The 21,874-nt window shown below is 40.2% G+C and carries 21 protein-coding genes; 20 read left to right on the top strand and 1 reads right to left on the bottom strand.

Going from position 1 to position 21,874, the window contains the following annotated elements; all coding sequences use genetic code 11:
• Nucleotides 1-67 precede the first annotated feature (67 nt).
• The 12 genes from gpr to deoC all read left to right on the top strand — a co-directional run bounded on the left by gpr (nucleotide 68) and on the right by deoC (nucleotide 13,975).
• The gene (gene gpr / locus ATG70_RS10810) at nucleotides 68-1,189 is read left to right on the top strand and encodes a GPR endopeptidase (RefSeq protein WP_098444310.1); all 1,122 of its coding nucleotides are present in this window, start codon (nucleotides 68-70) and stop codon (nucleotides 1,187-1,189) included.
• 68 nt (nucleotides 1,190-1,257) lie between these two features.
• Nucleotides 1,258-1,605, top strand: coding sequence for a DUF3679 domain-containing protein (locus ATG70_RS10805; RefSeq protein ID WP_098444309.1), 348 nt, complete (start codon nucleotides 1,258-1,260; stop codon nucleotides 1,603-1,605).
• A 165-nt stretch (nucleotides 1,606-1,770) separates the two neighbouring features.
• A complete protein-coding gene (lepA, locus tag ATG70_RS10800; protein ID WP_098444308.1) occupies nucleotides 1,771-3,603 on the top strand; it encodes a translation elongation factor 4 in 1,833 nt (610 codons plus the stop codon).
• A gap of 103 nt (nucleotides 3,604-3,706) precedes the next feature.
• On the top strand, nucleotides 3,707-4,849 hold the full coding sequence (hemW, locus tag ATG70_RS10795) for a radical SAM family heme chaperone HemW (RefSeq protein WP_098444307.1): 1,143 nt from the start codon (nucleotides 3,707-3,709) through the stop codon (nucleotides 4,847-4,849).
• Between the two features lie 201 nt (nucleotides 4,850-5,050).
• The gene (hrcA, locus tag ATG70_RS10790; RefSeq protein ID WP_098444306.1) at nucleotides 5,051-6,091 is read left to right on the top strand and encodes a heat-inducible transcriptional repressor HrcA; all 1,041 of its coding nucleotides are present in this window, start codon (nucleotides 5,051-5,053) and stop codon (nucleotides 6,089-6,091) included.
• Nucleotides 6,092-6,183: 92 nt separating this feature from the next.
• A complete protein-coding gene (gene grpE, locus ATG70_RS10785) occupies nucleotides 6,184-6,756 on the top strand; it encodes a nucleotide exchange factor GrpE (RefSeq protein WP_098444305.1) in 573 nt (190 codons plus the stop codon).
• A gap of 31 nt (nucleotides 6,757-6,787) precedes the next feature.
• On the top strand, nucleotides 6,788-8,620 hold the full coding sequence (gene dnaK / locus ATG70_RS10780) for a molecular chaperone DnaK (protein WP_098444304.1): 1,833 nt from the start codon (nucleotides 6,788-6,790) through the stop codon (nucleotides 8,618-8,620).
• 366 nt (nucleotides 8,621-8,986) lie between these two features.
• Nucleotides 8,987-10,096 carry a molecular chaperone DnaJ gene (dnaJ, locus tag ATG70_RS10775; protein ID WP_098444303.1) on the top strand — a complete coding sequence of 370 codons (1,110 nt, stop codon included), beginning with the start codon at nucleotides 8,987-8,989 and terminating at the stop codon, nucleotides 10,094-10,096.
• Between the two features lie 91 nt (nucleotides 10,097-10,187).
• Entirely contained in the window at nucleotides 10,188-11,132 is a 945-nt protein-coding gene (gene prmA / locus ATG70_RS10770) for a 50S ribosomal protein L11 methyltransferase (protein WP_098444302.1), read from the top strand.
• A gap of 12 nt (nucleotides 11,133-11,144) precedes the next feature.
• A complete protein-coding gene (locus tag ATG70_RS10765) occupies nucleotides 11,145-11,897 on the top strand; it encodes a 16S rRNA (uracil(1498)-N(3))-methyltransferase (RefSeq protein ID WP_098444301.1) in 753 nt (250 codons plus the stop codon).
• Between the two features lie 4 nt (nucleotides 11,898-11,901).
• Nucleotides 11,902-13,257, top strand: a complete 1,356-nt coding sequence (gene mtaB, locus ATG70_RS10760) for a tRNA (N(6)-L-threonylcarbamoyladenosine(37)-C(2))-methylthiotransferase MtaB (protein WP_098444300.1) — start codon at nucleotides 11,902-11,904, stop codon at nucleotides 13,255-13,257.
• A 46-nt stretch (nucleotides 13,258-13,303) separates the two neighbouring features.
• Complete coding sequence (gene deoC / locus ATG70_RS10755; RefSeq protein ID WP_098444299.1) at nucleotides 13,304-13,975, top strand: deoxyribose-phosphate aldolase; 672 nt, start codon at nucleotides 13,304-13,306, stop codon at nucleotides 13,973-13,975.
• Between the two features lie 43 nt (nucleotides 13,976-14,018).
• On the opposite strand, the gene ATG70_RS10750 is transcribed toward deoC, so the two are convergent.
• The gene (locus ATG70_RS10750) at nucleotides 14,019-14,951 is read right to left on the bottom strand and encodes a Na/Pi symporter (RefSeq protein ID WP_098444298.1); all 933 of its coding nucleotides are present in this window, start codon (nucleotides 14,949-14,951) and stop codon (nucleotides 14,019-14,021) included.
• Nucleotides 14,952-15,313: 362 nt separating this feature from the next.
• Between ATG70_RS10750 and rpsU the strand changes: the two genes are divergently transcribed.
• The 8 genes from rpsU to ATG70_RS10710 all read left to right on the top strand — a co-directional run bounded on the left by rpsU (nucleotide 15,314) and on the right by ATG70_RS10710 (nucleotide 21,790).
• Nucleotides 15,314-15,490 (top strand): 30S ribosomal protein S21, encoded by a 177-nt coding sequence (rpsU, locus tag ATG70_RS10745; RefSeq protein WP_048312787.1) that lies wholly within the window; start codon nucleotides 15,314-15,316, stop codon nucleotides 15,488-15,490.
• A 17-nt stretch (nucleotides 15,491-15,507) separates the two neighbouring features.
• Nucleotides 15,508-15,951: a GatB/YqeY domain-containing protein gene (locus tag ATG70_RS10740; RefSeq protein WP_098444297.1), complete on the top strand. Its 444-nt coding sequence runs from the start codon at nucleotides 15,508-15,510 to the stop codon at nucleotides 15,949-15,951.
• Nucleotides 15,952-16,340: 389 nt separating this feature from the next.
• The gene (locus ATG70_RS10735) at nucleotides 16,341-17,654 is read left to right on the top strand and encodes an NfeD family protein (protein WP_257147663.1); all 1,314 of its coding nucleotides are present in this window, start codon (nucleotides 16,341-16,343) and stop codon (nucleotides 17,652-17,654) included.
• Nucleotides 17,655-17,675: 21 nt separating this feature from the next.
• Nucleotides 17,676-18,665: a flotillin-like protein FloA gene (floA, locus tag ATG70_RS10730; RefSeq protein WP_098444295.1), complete on the top strand. Its 990-nt coding sequence runs from the start codon at nucleotides 17,676-17,678 to the stop codon at nucleotides 18,663-18,665.
• A 35-nt stretch (nucleotides 18,666-18,700) separates the two neighbouring features.
• The gene (locus ATG70_RS10725) at nucleotides 18,701-19,150 is read left to right on the top strand and encodes a hypothetical protein (protein ID WP_098444294.1); all 450 of its coding nucleotides are present in this window, start codon (nucleotides 18,701-18,703) and stop codon (nucleotides 19,148-19,150) included.
• 147 nt (nucleotides 19,151-19,297) lie between these two features.
• The gene (gene yqfC, locus ATG70_RS10720) at nucleotides 19,298-19,588 is read left to right on the top strand and encodes a sporulation protein YqfC (protein WP_098444293.1); all 291 of its coding nucleotides are present in this window, start codon (nucleotides 19,298-19,300) and stop codon (nucleotides 19,586-19,588) included.
• A 45-nt stretch (nucleotides 19,589-19,633) separates the two neighbouring features.
• Nucleotides 19,634-20,821: a sporulation protein YqfD gene (yqfD, locus tag ATG70_RS10715; RefSeq protein WP_098444292.1), complete on the top strand. Its 1,188-nt coding sequence runs from the start codon at nucleotides 19,634-19,636 to the stop codon at nucleotides 20,819-20,821.
• 6 nt (nucleotides 20,822-20,827) lie between these two features.
• The gene (locus ATG70_RS10710) at nucleotides 20,828-21,790 is read left to right on the top strand and encodes a PhoH family protein (RefSeq protein ID WP_098444291.1); all 963 of its coding nucleotides are present in this window, start codon (nucleotides 20,828-20,830) and stop codon (nucleotides 21,788-21,790) included.
• Nucleotides 21,791-21,874: the final 84 nt, after the last annotated feature.

Raw genomic sequence — 21,874 nt, 5'->3', positions numbered from 1 at the left:
TGCAATAGAGAATGAAAACCTTATTTCGGGGTTACGCTAACAGGTAACAGATAGAACAAGGGGTGATCTGATGGGAAGCGTTGAACTAGATAACTATCAAGTAAGGACAGATCTAGCTGTAGAAGCGCAAGAAATGGTGAAAGAAAAAAAAGCAAAAAGCATGAAAGAAGAGCAACCTGATGGGTTAAAGGGCGTTATCGTCAAAGAAAGGACCGAACAGGGTGTGAGCATTACAACAGTCGAGGTAACAAAACAAGGCGAGAAAGAAATTGGCAAAAAAGCGGGACACTATTTAACTTTTGAGGTACAGGGGATTAGAAGAAAAGACTCAGCTCTCCAACAGACCGTTCAAGATGTTTTTGCTCATGAGTTTGCTGCATTTCTAAAGCAACAGAATATCTCCAAAGAAGCAAGTTGTCTGATTGTAGGTCTTGGGAATTGGAACGTGACCCCTGATTCACTAGGTCCTCTCGTTGTTTCGAATTTGCTCATTACGAATCATTTATTTGAACTTCAACCCGAGACAGTTTCCGAGGGGTTTCGCCCCGTAAGTGCGATCACGCCAGGTGTCATGGGAATCACTGGAATTGAGACGAGTGATATTATTCACGGGGTTATTGAAAAAGCAAAGCCAGACTTCGTGATTGCGATCGATGCGCTAGCGTCGCGATCGATTGAGCGTGTTAATACAACGATACAAATATCGGATACGGGGATTCACCCTGGATCAGGTGTTGGGAATAAGCGGAAAGAATTAAGCTTTGATACACTTGGCATTCCAGTTATCGCTATTGGGATCCCAACTGTTGTTGATGCGGTTTCGATTACGAGTGATACAATCGATTTTATCTTAAAGCATTTCGGAAGAGAATTAAAAGAAAAAGATAAGCCATCAAAATCACTCGCACCAGCTGGCATGACCTTTGGTGAGAAGAAGACTTATACAGAAGAAGATCTTCCTGACGAAGGAAAGAGACAAACGTTTCTTGGGATGGTTGGTACACTCGAAGATGACGAAAAGCGAAACTTAATTCGTGAAGTGCTTGCACCGATGGGACATAACTTAATGGTTACCCCAAAAGAAGTTGATGTATTTATAGAGGATATGGCAAATGTTATTTCGGGTGGTCTAAATAGTTGCTTGCATGGAGAAGTAAATCAGCAGAATAGTGGCATGTACACACATTAGGAATATCGATTTCCTTTTGGCATACGTATAGAAGAGTAGGACAAGCTTATTAGGAAGGAGCTGGAGAGATGGCGTTGTTTTTTATGAAAACTTTTCTCCTTGTTTCATTGCTTTTGTTTGGAGTGCTATTAGGAATGGAACAGGCTTCTAAAAATATGAATAACATGCAAGCAAGCGAAAATACAGGTGCGTTTCAGATTAATGCTACTAACGGAGTCGAAGCTGAAATCCTTGGCACATCCATTACTCAAGAAGATCTAAAAGACAAACAAAAAACACTTGAAGGTGCAAACGAATTTAATGTTCTTGGACAATTAGGGAGTACTGTAAGCCAATGGGTATCATCGCTCATTCAAGCGGTTTTGTCGTTCGTGTTTACGATTATTACAACTTTATTATCTTTCTTTCAGAGGTGAAAGGGCGCTGTTGCGCCTTTTTTTAATGGGTTTCTGTTTTTATTTGGTATGAAATTAGAGATGTGGTGCCCATATATTAAGATATGGGCGGATTGCGGATTGAATCTGGACAGCGGTATTGCTATAATCTATACTAGCGTAGTTTCGCCTTAGGAGTGATTGTAGATGAACCTTGAAGAAAAGTTAAAAAGACAGTCTAGGATTCGAAATTTTTCCATCATTGCCCATATTGATCATGGAAAATCGACTCTTGCTGACCGTATTTTAGAACGGACAGGTGCGTTAACTGACCGTGAAATGAAAGACCAGACGCTTGATGCGATGGATCTTGAACGTGAACGAGGAATTACGATTAAACTGAATTCTGTTCAGCTTACTTATACAGCGAAAGATGGAGAAGAATACATTTTTCATTTAATCGATACACCGGGCCACGTCGACTTCACTTATGAAGTATCTAGAAGCCTTGCAGCTTGTGAAGGAGCGCTATTAATTGTCGATGCAGCACAGGGGATTGAGGCACAGACGTTAGCAAACGTTTATCTTGCTCTTGATAATGACTTAGAAATCCTTCCAGTTATTAATAAAATTGATTTACCTAGTGCTGAGCCAGAGAGAGTGCGTCAAGAAGTAGAAGACGTTATTGGTTTGGACGCATCTGAAGCTGTATTAGCTTCTGCTAAGTCTGGCATTGGTATCGAAGACATCCTAGAGCAGATTGTTGAGAAAGTGCCCGCGCCTCAAGGCGATCCGGATGGCCCGCTTCAAGCGCTTATTTTTGATTCGCTCTATGATCCGTATAGAGGAGTAGTCGCATATATTCGAATCACAGAAGGGTCTGTAAAAGTCGGAGATAAAATTCGCATGATGGCAACAGGAAAAGAATTTGAAGTGAATGAGCTCGGGGTGTTTAACCCTAAGCCAGTTGCTAAGAAGGAGCTTTCTGTTGGTGATGTTGGTTTTCTAACAGCTGCGATTAAAAACGTGGGCGACTCCCGCGTAGGCGATACCATCACATCAGTGAAAAATCCAGCTGCCACTCCACTGCCGGGTTATCGTCGAATGAATCCGATGGTGTATTGTGGACTGTATCCAGTTGATTCTGCTCAATACAATGATCTTCGTGAAGCTCTTGAACGCCTTGAACTTAATGATTCCTCCCTTCAATATGAAGCAGAAACTTCTCAGGCTCTAGGGTTTGGTTTCCGCTGTGGTTTCCTTGGGCTTCTTCATATGGAGATTGTTCAGGAGCGTATTGAAAGAGAGTTTAACATCGATCTCATTACAACAGCACCAAGTGTTATATACCAGGTAAAACTTACTGATGGAGAAGAAGTTATTATCGATAACCCTGCGATGATGCCTGATGCTCAATCGATCGCAGAAGTGCAAGAGCCATATGTAAAAGCAACAATTATGGCACCTAACGACTATGTTGGAGCGATTATGGAGTTATGTCAGGGCAAACGTGGTGATTTCATTGACATGCAGTACATGGATGAAAGTCGTGTGAATATTGTTTATCATATTCCGCTTTCTGAAATTGTCTATGATTTCTTTGACCAATTGAAATCCAGCACAAAGGGGTATGCATCCTTCGACTACGAGTTAATTGGATACCGAGAATCGAACCTAGTGAAAATGGACATTCTTTTAAACGCTGAGAAGATTGATGCGCTTTCTATTATTGTTCACAGAGACTTTGCTTATGATCGCGGGAAAGACATTACAGAAACTTTGAAAGATCTTATTCCAAGACAGCAATTTGAAGTGCCGATCCAAGCTTCTATCGGGCAGAAGATTGTTGCGCGATCAACCATTAAAGCGATGCGTAAAAACGTACTTGCCAAATGTTACGGTGGAGATATTTCACGTAAACGTAAGCTTCTTGAGAAACAAAAAGAAGGAAAAAAACGAATGAAAACGGTAGGGAAAGTTGAAGTGCCACAGGAAGCATTTATGGCTGTTCTTCGCCAGGATAATACAAAGAATAATTAAGGTGCTTTAGTTGAAGTGCTGAGTTGATTTTTATACCATGTAGGTTAGAAGACCGCAGAGCGTTTCTGCGGTCTTTACATTATGTTAGAAAGCAGTGATTGAAATGGTTAACGCTGTTTATTTACACATCCCTTTTTGTGATTATATTTGTCACTATTGTGATTTTAATAAAGTGTTTATGCAGGGACAGCCTGTAAATGATTATTTGGCTCATATGGATTTGGAAATGAAACATACCCTTGAACAGTTTCCGACGGATCGGATTGAAACTATCTTCGTAGGGGGAGGCACTCCTACCGCGCTCAATGAAGAGCAGCTAGAACGTTTTCTGAAGGATGTTCAAAATCGTTTTGGGCCTTATCTATGTGATTCTGTTGAATTTTCGATGGAAGCAAATCCAGGGAGCGTCACACCTGAAAAGCTAAGAATTATGAAAGCTTATGGGGTGAATCGCTTAAGTATAGGAGCTCAAGCATTCCAGGATTCTCTCCTAAATAAACTTGGGAGAGGGCATTCAGTTGCAGAAATTGGGGAAATTGTTCGGATGGCACAGAATGAAGGTTTTATGAATCTTTCCTTAGATCTTATGTTCGGTTTACCAGATCAAACAATTCCTCAGTTTTCAGAGTCAATTACGAAAGCGATTGAATTGGGAATCACGCACATTTCTTCTTATTCCTTACAAGTAGAGAAAAAAACGGTTTTCTACAATAAATGGCGTAAAGGTGAATTACCGCTTCCTACCGAAGAAGCAGAAGCTGATATGTATGAAATTCTGATAACGCGTCTTGAAAAAGCTGGTCTATTGCAATATGAGATTAGCAATTTCGCAAAACCAGGTTATGAAAGCAAACACAATATTACGTATTGGAAGAATAATGAGTACTACGGAATAGGTGCTGGTGCTCACAGCTATATTGATGGGGTTAGAAGGGCAAATGCCGGTCCTCTCAAGCAGTATATGACGAAGATCGATGAAAGTGGTTTTCCATATATGGATGATAACGTTCTAACGGAAAACGAGCGAATGGAAGAAGAAATGTTTATGGGCCTCCGCATGAAAGAAGGGGTTTCAAAAGAAACGTTTCAAAAGAAGTTCAATCACTCGATCGAAGATGTATTTAGCGAGCAAATCAATAAGCTCGTTCAAAATCAACTTATACAAGACACCGGAACACACATTACCTTAACAGAACAAGGTTTCTTTTTAGGTAACGAAGTGTTTCAGGAATTTCTTGCGATTTAGTTTCTTTGAGATAAGAGAGAATGATTGAATAGAACGGTTTATTTAAGGGGGAGATTGTGTTCTTTCTCTCCTTTTCATAAAAAATATTGTTTGGGTACAATAATGATTAACGTAATGATTGACAACTAAATTAAGTTTCTGTTACCTTATTATTAGATTTAGCACTCAGTCCCTTAGAGTGCTAACAGAGGTGATGAGGAGATGTTAACAGAACGTCAACTATTCATTTTGCAGTTGTTAATTAACGACTATATTCAAACGGCAGAACCGGTTGGATCACGAACGATTTCAAAACGTGAAGACGTTACTTTTAGCTCTGCAACTATTCGCAACGAACTTGCAGATCTTGAAGAGATGGGTTATATCGAGAAGACGCATAGCTCTTCTGGCAGAGTACCATCCGAAAAAGGCTATCGCTTTTATGTTGATCATCTTCTATCTCCACCTGTGCTTTCAAAAAAAGACGTGAATAACATTCATTCTCTTTTTGCTGAGAGAATGGTGGAAGTAGAAAAAGTGATTCAGCAATCTGCGGGGATCCTTTCTGAACTCACTCAATATACGTCAATTATTCTTGGACCTGAGGTTTTTGAAACAAGACTTCGCCAGATACAAATTATTCCTTTATCCAAGGATACAGCTGTCGTTATTTTAGTAGCTGACAGTGGGCATGTTGAGAATCGAACGATGAAAATTCCCGCATCGGTTAGCATGTCTGATATTGAAAAAGTTGTTAACATTATGAATGAGCGCTTGAAGGATGTGCCACTTATTTCCTTGAAGTCTACCATGATGAAAGAAATGGCAACTGTTTTGAAGAAGCATATCGAGAATTACAATCAAGTGAATACAATGCTTGAAAGTCTTTTCCTCTATACGAATGCAGAGAAAGTTTATTACGGAGGTAAGACAAATATTCTTACTCAACCTGAGTTTAAAGACATAGACAAAGTCAGGTTATTACTTAATACGTTCGAACAAGATGATGTGATGTATAATATTCTTCGTCCGGAGAAAAACGGAATCGAAGTTAAAATTGGTCAAGAAAATGATCTTGAAGCGATGCAACACTGTAGTATTGTGACAGCAGATTATTTTATTGAAGGAAAACGAATGGGCTCCATTGCTTTACTAGGACCGACTAGAATGGAGTATCAACGGTCAATGAGCATTCTAGGTTTCCTTGCTAATGACCTTACAAAGACGCTTACGGATCGATATCAAAGTTTCAAACACTGGTAATTTGGTAATAGTGAAGAAGGTGGGAGAAACATTTCTTCCATCCTTTTCTATGAGAGAATGATTTGGTATATTTCGATAGGGAGGTGAAATTCGTGGAAAAGCAAAACAGTCATCAAGAGGAAGAAGAGCTTCTAACTGAAGAGGAAGAGAATCTTGAGCAAAATGCTGAAGAGAATGATGAACCTGAAGTGATTGAAGTATCTGAAACCAATGAAAATGAAGAGCTTGAAAACTTGCAACAGCAAGTAGAAGAGCTTGAGAATAAATATATGCGCACACAGGCAGAGTACGATAACTTCCGACGTAGAACACGTGAAGAACGAAGTGCAGATGCTAAATACCGTTCTCAGAAATTGGCTGAAGAGCTACTTCCAGCAATGGATAACTTCGAACGTGCACTAGCTGTTCAAAGTGATAATGAGCAAGTAACGTCATTGCTTACTGGAATGGAAATGGTATATCGTCAGTTAAAAGAAGCACTTGCAAATGAAGGTGTTGAGGAAGTTGGTACTGTAGGAGAATCCTTCAACCCGCATCTCCATCAAGCAGTTATGCAGGTTGAATCAGATGAACATGATTCAGATGTGGTTGTAGAGGTCTTACAAAAAGGCTATCAATTAAACGATCGCGTCCTTCGACCAGCAATGGTAAAGGTAAGCTCTTAACTACATAACAAGAAATAGGAGGTAGAATGTAATGAGTAAAATTATTGGTATTGACTTAGGTACAACAAACTCTTGTATCGCTGTAATGGAAGGCGGAGAAGCTACCGTTATCCCTAACCCGGAAGGTAGCCGTACAACACCATCTGTCGTTGCATTTAAAGATGAAGAACGTCTGGTAGGTGAAGTTGCGAAGCGTCAAGCAATTACAAACCCTAACACAATTCAATCAATCAAACGTCATATGGGTACGGATCATAAAGTAGATGTTGAGGATAAATCATTTTCTCCTCAAGAAATTTCTGCAATCATCCTACAAAAACTAAAATCATACGCTGAAGATTATCTTGGTGAAGGCGTTGAAAAAGCGGTTATTACTGTTCCTGCATACTTTAACGATGCTGAGCGTCAAGCAACAAAAGATGCTGGTAAAATCGCTGGTCTTGAAGTAGAGCGTATTGTAAACGAACCAACTGCTGCAGCGCTTGCTTACGGTCTTGATAAAGAAGACGAAGATCAAACAATCCTAGTATTTGACCTTGGTGGTGGTACGTTCGACGTATCAATCCTTGAACTTGGTGGAGGCGTATTTGAGGTTAAGTCGACTGCTGGTGACAACCGTCTTGGTGGTGATGACTTTGACCAGGTGATCATTGATCACTTAGTTGCTGAATTCAAGAAAGATACAGGTGTTGATCTTGGTCAGGATAAGATGGCACTTCAACGTTTGAAAGATGCTGCTGAAAAAGCGAAGAAAGATCTTTCAGGTGTAGCACAAACTCAAATTTCTCTTCCATTTATCACAGCGGATGCTTCAGGTCCTAAACACCTTGAGCTTAACCTAACTCGTGCTAAATTCGAAGAGCTTTCTGCAAATCTTGTAGAGCGTACAATGGCACCTACTCGTCAGGCTCTTAAAGATGCTGGAATGTCACCTTCTGAACTTGATAAAGTAATTCTTGTTGGTGGATCTACTCGTATTCCTGCAGTACAAGATGCGATTAAGAAAGAAACAGGACAAGATCCACACAAAGGCGTTAACCCTGATGAAGTCGTTGCACTTGGTGCAGCAATTCAAGCTGGTGTCATTGCTGGAGATGTGAAAGACGTTGTTCTTCTTGACGTAACACCTCTTTCTCTCGGTATTGAAACAATGGGTGGCGTATTTACGAAGCTTATCGAGCGTAATACAACGATCCCAACTAGTAAGTCACAGACTTTCTCAACTGCAGCTGATAACCAACCTTCAGTTGACATTCATGTTCTTCAAGGTGAGCGCGAAATGGCTCAGTATAACAAGACTCTTGGTCGCTTCCAGCTGACTGATATTCCTCCAGCTCCACGAGGAACTCCGCAAATCGAAGTATCATTTGATATCGACAAAAACGGTATCGTGAACGTTCGTGCGAAGGATCTTGGTACGAATAAAGAACAGTCAATTACAATCAAATCTTCAAGCGGTCTATCAGATGATGAAATTGAAAACATGGTGAAAGACGCTGAAGCAAATGCTGAAGATGATAAGAAGCGTCGTGAAGAAGTTGAAACACGTAACGAAGCTGATCAGCTAGTGTTTACTACTGAAAAGACTCTTAAAGACCTTGAAGGTCAAGTAGAGGAAGAAGAAGTAACAAAAGCTAACGAAGCGAAAGATAAAGTAAAAGCAGCACTTGAAAATGACGACATTGAAGCAATTCGCACTGCGAAAGATGAGCTTCAAGAAATCGTTCAAGCACTTTCAATGAAAGTATATGAGCAAGCTGCACAAGCTCAACAAGCTCAAGCTGGCGAAGAAGGCGGAGCAGAGCAAGCAGATGATAACGTTGTTGACGCTGAATATGAAGAAGTAGACGACGACAAAAAGTAAGAAAATGATACGAAAAAAAGTAAGAAAATGATACGAAAAAAAGTCAAAGTCAGGCGTATCTTGACTTTGACTTTTTTCATTTTAACCGTTAACCACTTACTGATAAAGTGGCGTTAAAAGGTTCATTGAAATAACTTTAAAGTCTAGAAAAAATCACAAGTCACGTTTTTTTCCATACATGAAAGGGTTGAACTTTTGAGGTTAGCGAGCAAAACGATGGTTTTCTGCTACAATTTTTATTTAGCTAGGATCAGTTTAGCCTACGATAACTGTTAACGTTCACTGGTGCTAACGATATAGTATTGCAGAGCGTATAAACTCAATGATATGATAAACGTTATGTGAAGAGAATCGGGAGTGGATACGATGAGTAAACGAGATTATTATGAAGTGCTTGGCGTTAGCAAAGATGCTTCGGAAGCTGAAATGAAAAAGGCTTATCGCAAGCTTGCCAAGCAATACCATCCTGATATTAATCAGGAACCTGGTGCAGATGAGAAATTTAAAGAAGTGACAGAAGCGTATGAGGTACTAAGTGACTCACAAAAGAGAGCTCAGTACGATCAGTTTGGTCATGCCGATCCTAACCAAGGTTTTGGCGGTGGCGGAGCTGACTTTGGCGGCTTTGGTGATATTTTTGATATGTTCTTTGGTGGAGGTGGACGACGCAATCCAAATGCTCCAAGACAGGGTGCTGACCTTCAATATTCCATGGAATTAACATTTGAGGAAGCAGCTTTTGGTAAAGAAACGGATATTTATATACCAAAAGAAGAGGAATGTTCTACTTGTGATGGATCAGGTGCAAAACCTGGAACATCTCCTGAGACGTGTTCTCACTGTGGTGGTGCAGGTCAATTAAACGTTGAACAAAACACACCGTTTGGCCGCGTTGTTAATCGTCGCGTTTGTCACCATTGTGAAGGTACTGGTAAGCTTATTAAAGATAAATGTAAAACTTGCCGAGGTAAAGGGAAAGTGGAAGTGAAGAAAAAGATCCATGTTAAAATCCCTGCTGGTATTGATGAAGGTCAACAAATTCGCATTACTGGTAAAGGCGAAGCTGGAGTTAATGGTGGTCCTCCAGGAGATCTATTTGTAGTGGTTTATGTGAAATCACATGATTTTTACGAACGAAGTGGCGATGATGTATTATGCCAGATGCCAATCACGTTCTCTCAAGCGGGTCTTGGAGATGAAATTGAAGTCCCAACGCTCCACGGAAAAGTTAAACTTAAGGTTCCAGCTGGAACACAAAGTGGTACGAACTTCCGCCTTAAAGGCAAGGGAATTCAAAACGTGAGAGGATACGGTCAAGGAGATCAGCATGTGAAAATTCAAGTGATTACTCCTAAACACTTAACAGACCGTCAAAAAGATCTTTTACGTGAATTTAGTGAGATTTCAGGACAGGTACCTGATGAGCAACATGAGAATTTTTTCTCTAAAGTTAAAAAAGCTTTTAAGGGAGAATAAGCAAGATGAAAGCTGGTAGCAAGCAGGCCGTACAATATGGCCTGCCTGTTTCCTTTCCGAAAAAAGGATCCAAAAGAGGAGTGGACAATGAATGAAATGGTCTGAAATAAGCATTCATACAACAAACGAAGCGATTGAAGCGGTGTCAAACATTCTACATGAAGCAGGAGCCAGTGGGGTAGTTATTGAAGACCCGATGGATCTTGTGAAAGTATGGGATACTACTTTCGGAGAGGTTTATCAGCTAAATCCTGATGATTATCCTGAGGAAGGCGTTATTTTAAAGGCGTACTTACCAGTCAATAGTTTTCTTGGTGAAACGGTTGAACAAATTAAAGAAGCGATTAATGGATTGCTTGTCTATGATATTGATCTAGGGCATAACACTGTTCAAATAAGTGAAGTAAATGAGGAAGAATGGGCTACAGCTTGGAAAAAATATTATAAACCTGTCAAAATTTCTGAACGTATCACCATTACACCTACATGGGAAGACTATCAGCCTGTTACAACAGATGAAATTATTATTGAGCTTGATCCTGGAATGGCATTTGGAACCGGTACACATCCGACAACGGTTTTATGTGTACAAGCGCTGGAGAAAATTATTAAACCAGGACACCGTGTGATTGACGTCGGTACCGGATCTGGGGTATTAAGTATTGCGGCAGCTAGTTTAGGTGCAGATTCAGTGGATGCACTTGACCTTGATGAGATAGCTGTAAAAAGCGCAGCTCTTAATACAAAGCTTAATAAAGTTCATCACAAAATTAGCGTGAGTCAAAATAATCTTCTAGAGGGTGTAGAAGAGTCCTATGATGTGGTTGTGGCGAACTTACTTTCGGAAATTATCGTTCGTTTTACAGATGACGTTGCTAGGGTTCTTAAGCCTGGTGGTGCCTTTATTACTTCTGGTATCATTACGGCCAAGAAACAGGAAGTGAAACAATCGATTCTAGAACAGGGCCTTGAAATTGAAGAAACGCTTCAAATGGAAGATTGGGTTGCCTTTATTGCGAGAAAGCCCCACGCGTAAGGAGAGGAAGTCATGCAACGATATTTTATCTCTAAATCTCAGCTTCACCAAGATCATATTTTGATTGAAGGGGAAGATGTCAAGCATATCTCAAGAGTGATGAGGATGGCAGTAGGGGATCGCATTATTTGTTGTACAGAAGATGGTCAATCAGCGATTTGTGAATTAGATGAGCTATCAGCTGACTTCATTAAAGCTATTCCAAAAGAGTGGCTTGACGAGCAAAAAAGGTTACCTGTAAATGTGACAATTGTACAGGGGTTACCTAAAGGAGACAAACTTGAGACGGTTATACAAAAAGGAGCAGAACTTGGTGCTGATCAGTTTATTCCTTTTAAAGCTGAGCGTTCTGTTGTAAAATGGGATGAGCAAAAAAGCGTGAAAAAGTTGCAGAGGCTAAACAAAATTGCAAAAGAAGCGGCTGAGCAGTCTCATCGAACAACGATTCCAAGGATTGATATGCCTCAATCCCTTTCCTCACTGATTAAGACGAGTGAATCATATGACCATAAGTTAATTGCATACGAAGAAGAAGCAAGAGCAGGAGAATCTGCTAAGCTCGTTCAAACGCTTCACGAGGCAAATATGAACGATCGAATTATGGTTGTGTTTGGTCCGGAAGGCGGGCTATCAGAAAATGAAGTCGCCACTTTGAAAGAAGCTGGGTTCTCTTCATGTGGACTTGGTCCTAGAATATTACGAACAGAAACGGCTGCTATGTATGTACTGGCAGCAATTTCTTATCATTTTGAATTAATGGGGTGATGATATGCCTTCAGTTGCATTCCATACATTAGGTTGTAAAGTGAATCACTATGAAACGGAAGCGATTTGGCAGTTGTTTAAAGATCATGATTATGAGCGAGTGGAGTTTGATCATGCATCGGATGTTTATGTTATTAATACTTGTACCGTAACAAATACTGGGGATAAGAAAAGTCGACAGGTCATTCGTCGAGCGATTCGAAAAAATCCAGATGCTGTCATTTGTGTAACGGGTTGTTACGCTCAAACCTCACCTGCTGAAATTATGGCAATTCCTGGTGTGGATGTAGTGGTAGGAACACAGGATCGCGTGAAGATGCTTGATTACATTGAGCAATATAAACGTGAGAGAGAGCCTGTGAACGGTGTAGGCAATATTATGAAAGCGCGGGTATATGAAGAACTTGAAGTTCCAGCATTTACGGATCGTACGCGCGCATCCCTTAAGATCCAAGAGGGGTGTAACAATTTTTGTACTTTCTGCATTATTCCATGGGCAAGAGGTCTTCTAAGGTCGCGTGAACCTGAAGCTGTTCTGACTCAGGCGCAGCAACTTGTTGATGCGGGCTATAAAGAAATCGTTCTGACTGGTATTCATACAGCGGGATATGGAGAAGATTTAAAGGAGTATAATTTTGCCCAACTTCTTCGTGATCTTGATGCGAAAGTAAAAGGTTTGAAACGAATTCGTATATCTTCTATTGAAGCAAGTCAGGTAACGGATGAAGTGATTGAAGTATTAAATCAGTCAGAAAAAGTGGTTCCGCACTTGCATATTCCACTTCAATCAGGTTCAAACACGGTGCTTCAGCGCATGAGAAGAAAGTATACAATGGAAATGTTTGGTGAGCGCTTAGAGCGTTTGAAACAAGCTCTTCCAGGTCTTGCGATTACTTCAGATGTAATTGTAGGATTCCCTGGTGAAACAGAAGAAGAATTTAACGAAACGTATGATTTTATTGCAAAACATAAATTCTCAGAACTTCATGTTTTCCCATTTTCTAGGCGTACAGGTACACCAGCAGCGCGAATGGAAGACCAGGTAGATGATGAAATTAAGAATAAGCGAGTTCATCATTTGATTGAGCTTTCCAATCAGCTGGCAAAAGAGTACGCGTCTCACTATGAAGGAGAAGTTCTTGAAGTTATTCCTGAAGAGAAATACAAGGAAGATCAGACTTCAGACTTATATGTCGGGTATTCGGCGAACTATATGAAAGTGATTTTTGAAGCATCAGAAGCAATGATAGGAAAAATAGTTAAAGTGAAAATCACAAAGGCGGGCTATCCTTATAACGAAGGACAATTCGTTCGTGTTATGAATGAGGATGAACCAACAGCTGCAGTTGCTTCGTTTTAAATAGAGGGGCTTAGCCTACTTATACAGAACTGGAAGGATGACAACCATGAATAAAGAACTAGCGAAAATGATTGACCACACAGCTCTCAAGCCAGATACAAGCCGAGAGCAAATCGAGAAACTTTGTGACGAAGCGAGAGACTTCAACTTTGCTTCTGTGTGCGTAAACCCCACATGGGTAGCTCTTGCTGCAGAGAAGTTAGAAGGAGCGGAAGCAAAAGTTTGTACAGTAATCGGTTTCCCTCTAGGCGCCGTTACTACTGAAACGAAAGCTTTCGAAACAAAAGATGCCATTCAAAAAGGTGCGACAGAAGTCGATATGGTTATTAATATCGGAGCCCTTAAAGACGGTAACAACGAACTTGTAGAGCAAGATATTAAAGCAGTCGTTGAAGCAGCAAAAGGCAAAGCCCTTGTAAAAGTTATTATCGAAACGTGTCTTTTAACAGATGAAGAAAAAACACGTGCGTGTGAGCTTTCTGTTAAAGCGGGTGCTGATTATGTTAAAACTTCAACAGGTTTTTCAACTGGTGGAGCGACAGTAGAAGATATTAAGTTGATGAGAAAAACAGTTGGACCAAACATCGGTGTAAAGGCATCTGGAGGCGTTCGTGATTTAGAAGGGTCTCAAGCGATGATTGATGCTGGCGCTACACGAATTGGAGCGAGTGCCGGAGTGAAGATTGTGCAAGGTGAAACAGCTGATACAGATTATTAAGACGATAAATCCATCACTTCTAGTACTAGAAGTGATGGATTTTTTATTGTAAATGATAATTGTGTAACTTTTCGATCGATCTGGCAAGTAGCCCTACAAAAGGTAAGAATAATAACGCAGAAAGAACATTGAAAAGAATTGAAACATGGGCAAGTTGAACATCTGGGAGAGATGTCATACTAGCTGCAAATGCGCCGAATAAGCCAATCAATGGGAAGAACAATATCACGCCTATGATGTTGATCCAAACGTGAGCATAAGCTGCGAGTTTTGCTTCCTTGCTGCTACCGATACTTGCCATTAGTGCGGTGATGCACGTGCCAACATTAGATCCGTATAGTATGGCAATAGCTGCAGGTAATGTAAGTAATTCCTGATTAATAAACCCCATTGTAATTCCGGTAGTGGCTGAACTAGATTGAATGACAGCGGTGACTAAGGTTCCAATCCCGATTCCATACAGAAGACTAGAATTTGTTTCGTGAATCACATGTTCAAAAAACGATAGTGTTGATAACGGGATGGCTAGTGCTTCTAGTCCGTGCATCGCTACAAAAATACATCCAAGACCAAATAGAACGGTTCCTGAACTAAAAATGAACTGATGTCGAATTTGAAGCATAATAAACCCTGTAAGTAATAATGGTAATACAAGGTGTTCGGGATTAAGTGTCATTAATTCTGCAGTTATCGTTGTGCCGATATTTGTACCAAGAATGATGCCAATGGACTGCCTAAATGTAAGAAGTTTAGCTGCAATTAAACTGATGGTTAGGACCATGACGGCGGAGCTACTTTGCAAGAGCGCTGTGACAAGAGCTCCTGTTAGAAGTCCACGAATGGGTGTTGAAGAGGCATGATAAAGCCATTTCTGTAATTTTGTATTGGAAATTGTGTTTAACCCTACACGAAGAATGCTCATACCAAAAAGAAAAATACTAATGAAGACAATAAAAGAGGCTATATATGGACTCATTTTATATAAATTCTCCTTTCCATTGAAAGTTTATGGACAGGACGTTATCGACATGCTCGTTATTTTTTTAGAAGACTCTTTTCGTAGATATTGTTGCTTTTAGATAAGTGGTTAATTTCCGCTCCAATTAGCGAAATGTGGTATTCGTTTTATGCATGTATTAACCCAAAGCTCTTTCAATTCTCAGTTTTGTTGTAATCAAGCGAACTACTTGCATATTTATTTTTAGAAAGAAGTTTAAAAAGAAAATTACAGAAAGAAATGTTGATAAACCGACAGGGATGTATTATAATTGCAGGTGACATGTCTTTGTTAGAAAGTCATGTGTTATGATTGTCTATGTTTTGGAGGGAGGGATAGAGATGGCGGAAACTCGCGTGCGTAAGAACGAGTCGATCGATGATGCTCTTCGTCGCTTCAAGAGAACGGTTTCTAAAGAAGGCACTATGGCTGAAGTAAAGAAGCGCAAGCACTATGAAAAGCCAAGTGTTAAGCGTAAAAAGAAATCTGAGGCAGCAAGGAAAAAGCGTAAGTTCTAAGAGAGGGTGTTAGGTCAGTGAGTCTAAATGACCGTTTAACAGCAGATATGAAAGTAGCGATGAAGAACAAAGAAAAAAACAAACTATCTGTTATTCGGATGGTTAAATCTTCAATTCAGAATGAATCCATTAAATTGGGTCATAACTTAACTGAAGAGGAAGAACTTACCGTTCTCACTCGCGAAGTCAAGCAACGCAAAGACTCCCTCCTTGAATTTGAAAAAGCTGGCCGAAGTGATCTTGTACAGAATCTCGATGAAGAGCTGTCGATCTTATCTGTCTACCTGCCGAAACAACTCTCTGAAGAAGAAGTAGAACAAATTGTTCAGGAAGTTATTTCTGAAACAGGTGCTTCTTCAAAGAAAGAAATGGGCAAGGTAATGGGTGCGCTTATGCCTCGTGTAAAGGGCAAAGCGGACGGCGGACTTGTTAATCGTCTTGTACAAAAGAACTTATCATAAAGTGATACTTTCAACTTAGGAGATCACTCATTTCCTCAAGGTGACTAGTTGAAACAATCAGACCTTAAGGTGAAGTTGATTTCTTCTTTCTTCTTTCTTCATATGAAAAAGAAACAGCTAAACTTTGCCTTAAGCGTTGGATAAATATGATGAAGCGCAAACACGCTCTGTACAAAACAGGGCGTGTTTTTCTATACATATAATTCTTTTTTACAATGATAATATATAAACAAGTTAAGGGATTTTCAGTTCATCATTTTAAGCTAGTAAATAGTTTCTTTTTTTGTCATACTAAAATTAGTATTATCTACATAAAAATGAAACTTCTTGATGACCTTATTCGTATACTTATGTAGCTGGAGGGAGGGATCACAATCAGAAAAAATACAATGCGTTTCTTTGTATCTGTTTGTTTCATGATGATGGTTATTCTTCCGTTTGCAGGAAATTTCGTGTTAAGTAAAGGCGAGGGCGATCTCGTTACATTTATTCCTGTTGAACAAGAAGTGGAACGTGGATTGGAAGCTTTTCTAAAGCGATCGATTCAGGATGCGGAGGATCAAGGCGCTGATCATATTGTATTAGAAATTAATACGCCTGGTGGAGCAGTAAATGCAGCAGATAATATTGCAAAAATCATCAAAGCATCTGACGTTCCGATCACTGCTTATGTTTCCAACCGTGCTCTTTCAGCGGGCGCTTACATCGCTTTGAATGCCGATCAAATTATTATGGAGCCTGGGGCTTTAATGGGATCAGCCGCTATCATTGACCAGTCAGGAAATGCAGCCGGCAAAAAAGCAGAATCTTTTTGGCACGCAGCAATGAAGTCTGCGGCAGAGCTAAATGAGCGGGATCCAAAATACGCTTTAGCTATGGCAGATCCAGATGTTGACCTCCCGGATTATAACGCCCCAAAAGGGGAGCTTCTTACACTAAGTGATCAGGAAGCGGTAGAGGTTGGGTATGCTGAAGGAACGGCTGAGGATCGAACTGAGTTACTTAACATCCTTAATCTTGAAGAAGCTAAAATTAGTGATGCTGAAGTGAGTATTGCAGAAAGAATTGCTCGCTTTGTTACAAACCCAATCATTATTCCGATTTTATTATCAATTGGAAGTCTGGGCCTTGTATTGGAATTGTATTCTCCTGGATTTGGCGTACCAGGCTTTATGGGTGCCGGTGCATTACTTCTGTTTTTCTTTGGTCATATGATTGCAGGATTTGCTGGTTGGGAATCACTACTACTATTGGTTGTAGGAGTTGTTCTCATTTTGGTGGAGGTGTTTATTCCTGGTTTTGGAATATTTGGGGTTCTAGGTGCTGTTGGGATTGTTGCGAGTATCATTTTGGCTTCAGGACAATCCATGCAATACGTTTTGTTAGCGGTCCTGATTGCTATCGCGGTTACAGTTGGTGGTTCCTACCTCTTCATTCGAATCTTTGGATATCGAGGATTCTTTAAGAAAATCATTCTCTCCGATTCAACAAAAACTGAGTTAGGTTATGTGTCTAATGCCACTCGAAATGAGTTGATAGGTATGGAGGGAAAAGCCGTTACACCGCTAAGGCCATCGGGTATTGCTGACTTTGGAGATGAGCGCATGGATGTTGTGACAGAGGGGGGTTTTTTACCTGCTGGCACAGAAGTGAAAATTGTAAAAACGAATGGTTCAAGAGTCGTTGTAAGAGCAAGTAAATAAGGAATAATAGGGAGGAAAATGATGGACACTAGCACGTTAGGATTATTAGTTATTGTAGGGTTAGTCATTATCGGTTTAGCAATACTCTTTACATTTGTACCTGTGATGCTGTGGATCTCAGCACTAGCAGCAGGAGTACGCGTGAGTATATTCAATCTTGTAGGAATGAGGCTTCGTCGTGTAATCCCATCCCGTGTTATTAACCCGTTAATTAAAGCGGTCAAAGCGGGTCTTGAATTAAACACAAATCAACTGGAAAGCCATTACCTTGCTGGTGGTAATGTAGACCGAGTCGTTAATGCGCTTATTGCCGCACACCGAGCTAATATTGAGCTTAGTTTTGAACGCTGTGCAGCCATTGACCTTGCCGGTCGAGATGTTTTAGATGCTGTTCAGATGAGTGTTAATCCTAAAGTAATCGAGACGCCATTTATTGCAGGTGTTGCGATGGATGGCATTGAAGTAAAAGCAAAAGCAAGAATCACTGTACGTGCAAACATCGATCGTCTCGTAGGTGGAGCTGGTGAAGACACCGTCATTGCTCGTGTAGGTGAGGGCATTGTCAGTACGATTGGTTCATCTGAAAACCACAAAAAGGTTCTTGAAAATCCCGATATGATTTCTCATACTGTGTTATCAAAAGGACTGGACGCTGGAACAGCTTTCGAGATTCTTTCCATTGATATTGCGGATATTGATATTGGTAAAAATATTGGTGCGGTGCTTCAAACAGATCAGGCTGAGGCTGATAAGAACATTGCTCAGGCAAAAGCTGAAGAACGTCGTGCAATGGCAGTTGCGCAAGAGCAAGAGATGCGGGCTCGCGTAGAAGAAATGCGTGCGAAAGTAGTTGAAGCAGAGGCTGAAGTACCAATGGCTATGGCTGAAGCGCTACGTTCTGGTAACATTGGTGTCATGGATTATATGAATCTAAAAAACATTGAAGCAGATACTGACATGAGAGACATGATCGGTAAACCAAATCAGGAAGAAGATGAGGATGATCGCTAAGCTATTCCCTCAATCCTTTGTTGGAGGTGATCGTCGTGGATAATCTTATTGAACTGCTATTAAACAATATTGTTTTTGTTATTATTGCAATTGGTGGTATTATTAGCTTCTTCAAGCGTATGAGCGGAGAGGAAGAAAAACAAAAAGCCGATCCGACTCAAAAGCGGCCACAAAGAGAACAAAGTAACCCTCGTTCAGGTGGTTCTATGCAAGCAAGTGAAATAGAGGAAGATGCTTCTCAATCTGATACGGTTAGTGCTTACAAGGAAGCTTTAGGACGTATGGCGAAACGTGAGCATTACGGTTCACAGAATGAGCTGAAAGTACAAAAAAATGTGAAATCAGCGCCATATATGAAAGATAAGAGTCTCTCTATTAGCAAGTCAAATGTTCGAAACGGCATTATATGGGCAGAAATTCTTGGACCCCCGAGGTCAAGAAAACCCCATCCTTCAATGGTGGCCGTGAAACAAAGAAATAGGTAAAAAAAGATGCCATATGGCGTCTTTTTTTTATGGGTTGCAATGATTTAAATGGCAACTGCATAAGATGGTAACAGGAGCTATAATCGCATGTAAGTGGGATAGTTTTGTGTTTTCTTTCATAAAGATGAGTGGAGAGGGGGAGTATCCATGGCAAAGTGGAAGCACAATCTAAAAAGTTGGTTAACGAGAAGATTAGAGCTTCCAGCAGATGCGGTCATGGATTTGCCGCGGATCACGATGGTTGGACAGCTGCATATTTACATAGAGAATCATCAAGGTGTTCTCAAATTCTCTAATGAGGAAGTCCGACTACTTCTTAAAAATGGTCAATTGGTAATAAAAGGAGAGGATTTTATGTTGAAAACAATCCTTCCTGAGGAAATTTTACTGGAAGGTAAAATTGAACATGTTTCCTATCTTGATAAACCCCAAAACTGATAAAAGCCTTAAACGATTCTCGGGCTGACGATACGGGAGGGTATTATGAAGGAATACATTAAAGAACTTTTTTCTGGATATGTGCGAATTAAAGTGATCGGGTCCTATACGGAACTTTTTATTAATCGTTGTATCGAGTACAACATTCCAATTTGGGACATCTCTCGTGTGGATAATGAAACGATTCTGTTATCGCTCTACACTACCGATATTAAACGTATTAGGCCGCATTTAAAGAGGACAAGATGTAAAATACGCATTAATGAAAGGAAAGGATTTCCTTTTATCTTAAAAAAAGTAGTCTACTCTAGAGGGTTTCTGAGTGGGGTTATAAGTTGCATTCTACTCATTCTCATTTTATCGAATATGGTATGGTCAATCACTGTGAATGGCGCAACACCTGAAGTGGAGCATAAGTTAAAGCAAGTAGCCGAAGAACTCGGAGTGAAAAAAGGTGCATTCATATTTCAGTTACCATCCAATCAGGAGCTACAGCAAGAAATGACAGAAAGTCTTGAAGAAATTACCTGGGTCGGTGTTAAAAGAAGTGGTTCCACGTATCACTTTGAAGTTGTTCAAAAACAGTTGCCTGAAAAACAGCCTGCTTTAAATGCAAGGCATATCGTGGCTGATAAAAAAGCCATTATTACAAAAATATATGTTGAAGAAGGACAGGTTCAGGTAAAAGAAAACGATTATGTTAAACCAGGTCAGCTCCTCATTTCGGGGTTTATTGGAAAAGAAGAAAAAAGTGAACTTGTCCCAGCGAGAGGGGAAGTTTATGGAAAAACATGGTATGTAACAAATGTATCTATCCCTTTAAAATCTACGTTTGAAACGAATACTGGTGAAAGAGAGACGAAATATTCGGTAGGTTTTTTTGGTTTTCATCTTCCAATATGGGGATTTTCAAAGCCGGAGTTTTCTCGTTATGAGACAATGATAAGTGAAACGAATTTACGCTTTTTAAAATGGGAAATTCCTTTATCATTTCAAACAAAAGAGCTTCTAGAAACCAAAGAAGTAACGAGAGAGTATACAGAAAAGGAAGCGCTTCAGGCAGCTAGTCAAGTAAGTAGAGAAGACATAATAAGTAAAACATCAGAAAAAGCAGAAATTAAAGAGGAAAAGATTTTACACCATGAGGTAGAGAATGGTAAAGTAAACGTAAAGATACACTATGAAATAATAGAAGAGATTGGGAAAGACATACCGATTATTCAAGGAGATTGAGGTCTATTGGCAGAATCTTATGTTGATCTTACATTACAGCTAGAAAATTCTAATGAAGCTCAAAGCTTATTTGGCCCTGGTGATGAGCATTTAAAGATAATTGAGGAAGCCCTTAAAGTGTCACTTGTTACTCGAGGAGAAGGTATATCTGTGAGAGGGGATGAAGAAAGCATCACGATGGTAAAAGAAGTTGTGCATACCCTTCACACCCTCATCAAACGAGGCGCAAGTATCTCTGGAAGAGACGTTGTTTATGCGTGTCAATTAGTGCAGCAAGGAATGCTTGATCAGCTTCTGGAACTGTATCAAGAGGAAATTACCACGAATGCAAAGGGAAAGCCGATTAAAGTGAAAACACTTGGTCAACGCCATTACGTATCGGCGATGAAAAAGACTGACCTGGTGTTCGGTATAGGGCCAGCTGGAACTGGAAAAACGTATCTTGCCGTTGTTATGGCGGTAACTGCTCTTAAATACAATCAAGTGAAGAAGATTGTTCTGACTCGTCCAGCAGTTGAAGCTGGAGAAAGCTTAGGCTTTCTTCCAGGAGATTTGAAGGAAAAAGTAGATCCTTATTTACGTCCCCTATATGATGCTCTTCATGATGTTCTAGGGGTTGAACAAACGACTCGACTGATTGAAAGAGGTACGATTGAGATCGCTCCGCTTGCCTATATGCGAGGGCGAACCCTTGACGATAGCTATGTAATTTTGGATGAAGCACAAAATACAACCTCTCAACAAATGAAGATGTTCTTGACTCGGTTAGGTTTTGGTTCAAAAATGGTAATCACTGGTGATATCACACAGATCGATCTTCCTAAGGGAAAAGAATCAGGCTTAGCGGCCGCAGAAAAAATTCTTAAACGAGTAAAAGATGTGTCGTTTATTTATCTTCAGCAGACAGATGTTGTCCGCCACCCGTTAGTTCAGCGTATTATTGATGCATATGAACATGAAACAAAATAAGCTTAAAAGGCCCGTTTGAAAACGGGCCTTTTTTGAGCCTTATCCCTCAACTTTCCAGGGCTCTATCGTTAATCAAACTAGTTG

This window comes from Bacillus sp. es.036, assembly GCF_002563635.1.
In the GTDB taxonomy this organism is placed as follows: Bacteria; Bacillota; Bacilli; order Bacillales; family Guptibacillaceae; genus Guptibacillus.
Note: the sequence above shows the minus strand (reverse complement) of the source record. Positions and strands in the feature narration are given on the sequence as shown.